The following is a 5763-nucleotide window of genomic DNA, read 5'->3' as shown; positions in this document are numbered from 1 at the left end:
GTCGGCGATCAGCGCGTCCAGGGTGTCGAGCAGGGCCAGGTGCCCACGGCGCGCAGCAGCCGGAAGGCCGCCCGTTCGCCGTGGCCCAGCCACAGGCCGCACAGCAGCGACGCCAGGAGGTGGGCGGCGAGCATGCCGAGGGACGAGTCGCCGCCGGGGATGTGCACGGTGTGCGGGGACATGGACTCCATGGCGCCCGAGCTCATGTCGTGGCTCATGGATCCCATGCCGTGGCTCATGGACGGCATGTCCATGGAGTCCGCCCCGGACGTCCCAGGCATCGGCGGTCCGAGCGAGAACGCCGAGTGCAGCGCCGTCTGGACCGCTACGGCGACGGCGACGACCAGGCCGAGTCCGCGTTCGCGGCCCGCCGGGCACCAGCCCGCCATGCACGTCACGGCCCAGCCCGCCAGCAGCGTCGACACGGGCACGTGGTCGCCGGACATCATGACGTGCCCCAGGGCGGCGAGCACGACACAGACGGCCGCGAACACCGCGACCCGTATCGTGCGAGCACACCACCCGACTGTCATGGCGCCTCATCCTCGCATCCGGCCCCGCCCCGACACCCATGGGTACGGACGTCTCCCCCGCCGGGCACTCAATCCAGTCCATGTGATCCAGGCCACTGCCGTGGAGTCGGCGCCTCCGCCAGGGCCACGGCAGAATCCCCGGCGTGGACATCACCGCGCAGGAGCTCAATCGAGCCACCCTCGGGCGCCAGTTGCTGCTGGGGGAGGCGATGGAGAGCGGGGAGGCGGTGCGGCGTGTGGTGGCACTGCAGGCGCAGCACCCCGCCTCGCCGTACGTGGCGCTGTGGAACCGGCTGACCGGGTTCACGCCGGCCGGGCTGGACGCCGCCTTCGCGGGGCGTGCGGTGGTCAAGGCGACCCTGATGCGGATCACGTTGCACGCGGTTCACGCGGACGACTATCAGCTGTTCCGGGAGGCCATGCAACAGACGCTGTACGCCTCACGGCTCGGGCACCGCTTCGCCGCGGCGGGACTCACGCCGGCCGACGGCCGGGCGCTGGTACCCGAGTTGTTGGACTTCGCGGACCGGCCGCGGACCGCCGACGAGGTGCAGGACTGGCTGGCGGAGCGGGTCGGTGAGGAGAAGAAGGCCGGGGCGTGGTGGGGGCTCAAGGCGTACGCGCCGCTGCTCCACGTGCCGGCCGACGGGCCGTGGTCGTTCGGCGCCCGGTCGTCGTTCGTCGCGGCGCGGACCGGTCCCGTGCCCGAAGGGCGGGAGACGGTGACGGAGGCGCTGAACCACCTCGTCCTGCGCTGTCTGGCGGGCTTCGGGCCCGCGTCGGTGGCGGACGTCGCGCAGTTCGCCATGGTGCCGCGGGCGCCGGCACGCCGGGCACTGCTCGCCCTCGACGACGCGGTGGAGCACCTGCGGGGACCCGACGGGACCCTCCTGTACGACGTGCCCGGCGCCTCGCGCCCGCCTGCGGACACTCCCGCCCCGCCCCGGCTCATGGCCATGTGGGACAGCGTCCTGCTCGCCCATGCCGACCGCAGCCGCGTGATCCCTCCGGCGTATCGCCGTCTGGTGATCCGGGTGAACGGCGACGTGCTGCCCACGCTGCTGGTCGACGGCCGGGTCGCAGGCGTCTGGCGCGCACTCGACGGCGGCATCGAGGCCACGGCGTTCCACGACCTGCCGGCCGCCGTGTGGGACGGACTCGCCGCGCAGGCCGCGTCGTTGACGGCGCTGCTGGCCGGCCGCGACACCGAGGTCTACCGCCGCTACCACCCGCTCGACGGCCGGCCGGGTGATCGACCTAGAGTGGGTCGGCGTGACGACCCACCCGACGCCATCACCCCAGCCGGACGAGCAGACCCAGCAGACCGGGGCGACTCCGCCGTCCCGGGCGGCGCGGGACTACCTCTCCGAGCTGTTCTCGCTGGAGGGCCGGGTCGCGATGGTCACCGGGGGCAGTTCCGGGATCGGCCGCGCCATCACCGGCGCCCTTGCCCGGGCGGGGGCGAGCGTGGTGGTCGTGGCCCGTGGCGAGGCCGGGCTGGCCGCGACGGTCGAGGAGCTCACGGCCCAGGGTTGCCGCGCCGCGTGGGTCAGCGCGGATCTGAGCACCCGCGAGGGGGTGCGGACGGCCGCCGAGCGGGTGGCCGGGGCGTTCGGGGAGCCCGACATCCTCGTCAACAGCGCCGGGATCAACCTGCGTCCGCCGATGGACCAGCTCGGCGAGGACGTCTGGGACGCCACGATGGCGGTCAATCTGGAGGCGCCGTTCCTGCTGGGACAGCGCTTCGGACCCGGCATGGCGCAGCGCGGGTACGGACGGATCATCCACATCAGCTCACAGCAGGCGCATCGCGCGTTCGTCCAGAGCGGTGCCTACGGCGCCTCCAAGGGCGGGCTGGAGGCTCTGGCGCGTTCCCAGGCCGAAGCGTGGTCGCCGAGCGGGGTCACCTGCAACCTCCTCGTGCCGGGCTTCGTCATGACACCGCTCAACGCGCGGCTGTCGTCGGACCCGGAGAGGGTGGCCGCCCTGGCCGCGCGCACGATGGTCGGGCGGAACGGTCTCGCCGAGGACTTCGCGGGTGCGGCGGTCTTCCTGGCGAGCGCGGCCTCCGCCTACGTGACCGGGCAGTCGGTCTTCGTCGACGGCGGGCTGTCCGTCCACTGACGCCGCCCCGGCATGCGCCGGGTCCCCCGAACGGCGAGCGGCCGAGGGGCGACGGGCGGTGCTCGGTGTCACGCTGGGCACACTGGCCCCGCGGAAGGGAAGCATCGCCATGATCACGACGGAGTACGTCCCCGGTTCCCCCTGCTGGCTCGACCTGGGCGCTTTGGACGTCCGGGCCGCCGCCGCCTTCTACGGTGCCGTCCTCGGATGGGACTACGAGCCCATGGCCGAGAGCGAGGACTTCGAGGGCGGGATGTTCAAGAAGGACGGCAAGATCGTCGCCGGACTCGGCAAACTCACCGAGCAGGGCGCCCGCCCGGCCTGGATGCTCTACTACAGCGTCACCGACGCGGACGCCACGACACAGGCCGTCCAGCAGGCGGGCGGCACCGTGCGGGTCGCGCCGATGGACCTCGACGACTGGGGCCGGATGGCGCAGTACAGCGACCCGCTGGGCGGTCAGTTCGCCGTCTGGGAGCCGGGCACGAACAAGGGCCTGGAGCTGGTGGACCAGCCGGGCTCGCTGTCGTGGACCGAGCTGTACACGACCGACGCCGCGGGCGCGCGGGAGTTCTACGGCACTCTCTTCGGCTGGCAGTTCAGCGACATGCCGCTGCCGGGCGACGCGGGCACCTACACCCTGATCACCCCCTCGGGACTCCCCGAGGACCGGATGCACGGCGGGCTCATGCAGCTCCGCAAGGAGGACCTGACGCTGACGGGCGGACGGCCCTCCTGGCACCCGGTCTTCGCCGTCGACGACTGTGACGCCGCGGTGGCCCAGGTCACCGAGAGCGGCGGCAGCGTGCAGATGGGCCCGGAGGACATGGAGGGCGTCGGCCGGCTCGCCGTCTGCCTCGACCCGGCGAACGCGGACTTCGTGGTGCTCACCCCGTCCGAGAGCTGAGCCGGGCCCACTCGGGCCGGGCGCACCGGCCGCCTCCCCGCAGCTCCGCCTCGACACGGCTTCGAGAGCCCGCGGCCCCCGACCGACACCCGAACCCCTCTTGCATATGATTCGCAAATGCGTGAGTACAGCATCAGGGAGGCCACCGCGGCCGACATCGACGGGGCCCGGGCGGTGATGCTCGACGCCGTGTACCGCGACTTCGGCACGGGATACGTGCCGCGATGGCACGCCGACATCATCGATCCGGTGCCGTTCTACGTCGCGCCGCCCCGGCACACGCTCCTGGTGGCCGTGGACGGGAGGGACGGGACGGTCGCGGCCACGGCGGCACTGGATGCGCGCGGCCCGGAGTACCCGCCGAACCCGCACTGGCTGGCCGAGCGGTTCCCCTCGGGCGAGACGGCTCAGCTCCGGCGGGTGTACGTACGCCCCGAACACCGGCGGCGCGGGCTGGCCCGGCAACTGGTGGACGGCCTGCTGGAGTTCGCCCGGGCCGACGGCGGATACCGGTCCGTGTATCTGCACACCTATCCGCGGTCCCCCGGCGCGATGGACCTGTGGCGGGCGCTGGGCAAGGTGATCTGCGACGAGCGGGAGGAGGTGCCCGGCGGGGACAGCGGCGTCGTGCACTTCGAGATACCGCTCGCTTAACGAAAATGGTATTCATATACATTATGAGAACTCCCCGCCGGCTCATAGCCGGGCTGTTCGTGCTGCCCTTGGTCTCCGGTTGTTTCGCTTCCTCCGGCGACGACGCCTCGGCCGACTCCGACTCGGGCGACGGCGCCCGGCTGCGTGTCGCCCTGCCCTTCGCCCCGACCGAGAACTACTCGCCGTACGGCCAGGACGCGATGCTCCTGTCCCGGCTCGGTGTCACCGAGGGGCTGACCAAGCTGGACGCGAACGGCACGGCGGTCCCCGCGCTGGCCGAGTCGTGGCGCAGTGAGAACGGCGGCCGGAGCTGGGTGTTCACCCTGCGGGACGCGAGGTTCCAGGACGGCGGCGCCGTCACCGCCAAGGCCGTCGCCGGCGCCCTCACGGCCGCCGGGAAGGCCGACCCGGCGCCGTCCGCGCTCTCCGGTGTGAAGCTGACCGCCGCGGCCGAGGACGACAAGCGGGTCCGGGTCAGCACGGCCGAGGCCGACCCCGTCCTGCCGTTGCGGCTGTCGAATCCGTCCCTCGCGGTGTTCGCGCCGAAGGCGTACGACAGGAAGGGCACGGTGAACGTCGTCGGCACCGCCACCGGCCCCTTCGCACTCACCAAGGTCGACGGTGACACCGCGGCCACGCTGAACCGTTTCGACGACTACTGGGGCGGTCGGGCCCAGGCGTCCGGCGTCACCGCCCGGTTCGTCTCCGACGGCACCGCCCGCGCCAACGCCCTGCGCACCGGCGAGGCCGACATCGCCGAGTCCCTGCCCGTCGCCCAGGTCGCCTCCCTGGACAAGGACGACGTCCACGAGGTCGACACCGCCCGCAACACCAGCCTGTACCTCAACACCAGGTCCGGCGCCTTCACCGACGCGGGACTGAGGGCGGCCGCACGCGAGGCGATCGACACCTCGGTCATCGCCAAGGGCGCGTACGAGGGGTACGCCGTGCCCGCACAGGGCCTGTTCGGCCCGGCCCTGACCTGGGCCGCCGGCAAGCGCGTCGAACCGGCCGGGCGGGCGCGGGCCACCGGCCCCGACGGCGAGCGCATCACCCTCGCCACCTACAGCGACCGGCCCGAGCTGCCGGAGACCGCCCAGGTCCTCCAACAGCAGCTGCAGAAGGCGGGGTTCGAGGTGAAGCTGGAAGTGCGCACGTACTCGCGCCTGGAAGGCGACCTGCTGGGCGGCAAGTTCGACGCCGCGGTCTTCTCCCGCAACATGATGCTGGACACCGGCGACCCGGTCACCGTCCTCTCGAGCGACTACACCTGCGACGGCTCCAACAACCTGTCGTTCCTGTGCGACAGGAACGTGGACAAGCTGGTCGCCGCCGCCCAGGCCGAGTCCGACACCGCCGAGCGGCAGGACGCCGCCATGAAGGCGGAGGCGGCCGTCCTCGGCACCGACTCGGTGGTCCCGCTGGTGCATCTGAAGCTCGTCGCGGGCATCGCGACGTCCGTCCAGGGCGCGCTGCCCGATCCGTACGAGCGCACCCTCATAGGGACGGGGACCCGACGCTGAACAGCTCGAACATGCCCTGGCC

Annotated in this window: 5 protein-coding genes and 1 pseudogene; 5 read left to right on the top strand and 1 reads right to left on the bottom strand. The window is 72.5% G+C overall.

Annotation, left to right across the window (positions count from 1 at the left end; all coding sequences use genetic code 11):
* Positions 1-8: 8 nt before the first annotated feature.
* Entirely contained in the window at positions 9-533 is a 525-nt protein-coding gene (locus tag ABZ281_RS34540; RefSeq protein WP_356661974.1) for a hypothetical protein, read from the bottom strand.
* A gap of 143 nt (positions 534-676) precedes the next feature.
* Between ABZ281_RS34540 and ABZ281_RS34535 the strand changes: the two are divergent.
* From ABZ281_RS34535 to ABZ281_RS34515, 5 genes and pseudogenes are all read left to right on the top strand, one after another.
* A pseudogene (locus ABZ281_RS34535) lies at positions 677-1759 on the top strand (winged helix DNA-binding domain-containing protein); the annotation flags it as partial.
* 172 nt (positions 1760-1931) lie between these two features.
* Positions 1932-2657: an SDR family oxidoreductase gene (locus tag ABZ281_RS34530; protein WP_356661976.1), complete on the top strand. Its 726-nt coding sequence runs from the start codon at positions 1932-1934 to the stop codon at positions 2655-2657.
* A gap of 109 nt (positions 2658-2766) precedes the next feature.
* A complete protein-coding gene (locus ABZ281_RS34525; protein WP_356661972.1) occupies positions 2767-3564 on the top strand; it encodes a VOC family protein in 798 nt (265 codons plus the stop codon).
* A gap of 117 nt (positions 3565-3681) precedes the next feature.
* The gene (locus tag ABZ281_RS34520; protein WP_356661970.1) at positions 3682-4218 is read left to right on the top strand and encodes a GNAT family N-acetyltransferase; all 537 of its coding nucleotides are present in this window, start codon (positions 3682-3684) and stop codon (positions 4216-4218) included.
* A gap of 23 nt (positions 4219-4241) precedes the next feature.
* Positions 4242-5741 carry an ABC transporter substrate-binding protein gene (locus ABZ281_RS34515; RefSeq protein ID WP_356661968.1) on the top strand — a complete coding sequence of 500 codons (1500 nt, stop codon included), beginning with the start codon at positions 4242-4244 and terminating at the stop codon, positions 5739-5741.
* The last annotated feature ends 22 nt before the right edge of the window (positions 5742-5763 follow it).

It is taken from the genome of Streptomyces sp. NPDC006265 (assembly GCF_040613555.1).
GTDB lineage: Bacteria > Actinomycetota > Actinomycetes > Streptomycetales > Streptomycetaceae > Streptomyces.
Note: the sequence above shows the minus strand (reverse complement) of the source record. Positions and strands in the feature narration are given on the sequence as shown.

Bases quoted from the DNA above. Each gene is read 5' to 3' on its own strand.
- ABZ281_RS34540 (WP_356661974.1), bottom strand. From the start codon at position 533: ATGACAGTCGGGTGGTGTGCTCGCACGATACGGGTCGCGGTGTTCGCG.
- ABZ281_RS34530 (WP_356661976.1), top strand. From the start codon at position 1,932: ATGGTCACCGGGGGCAGTTCCGGGATCGGCCGCGCCATCACCGGCGCC.
- ABZ281_RS34525 (WP_356661972.1), top strand. From the start codon at position 2,767: ATGATCACGACGGAGTACGTCCCCGGTTCCCCCTGCTGGCTCGACCTG.
- ABZ281_RS34520 (WP_356661970.1), top strand. From the start codon at position 3,682: ATGCGTGAGTACAGCATCAGGGAGGCCACCGCGGCCGACATCGACGGG.
- ABZ281_RS34515 (WP_356661968.1), top strand. From the start codon at position 4,242: ATGAGAACTCCCCGCCGGCTCATAGCCGGGCTGTTCGTGCTGCCCTTG.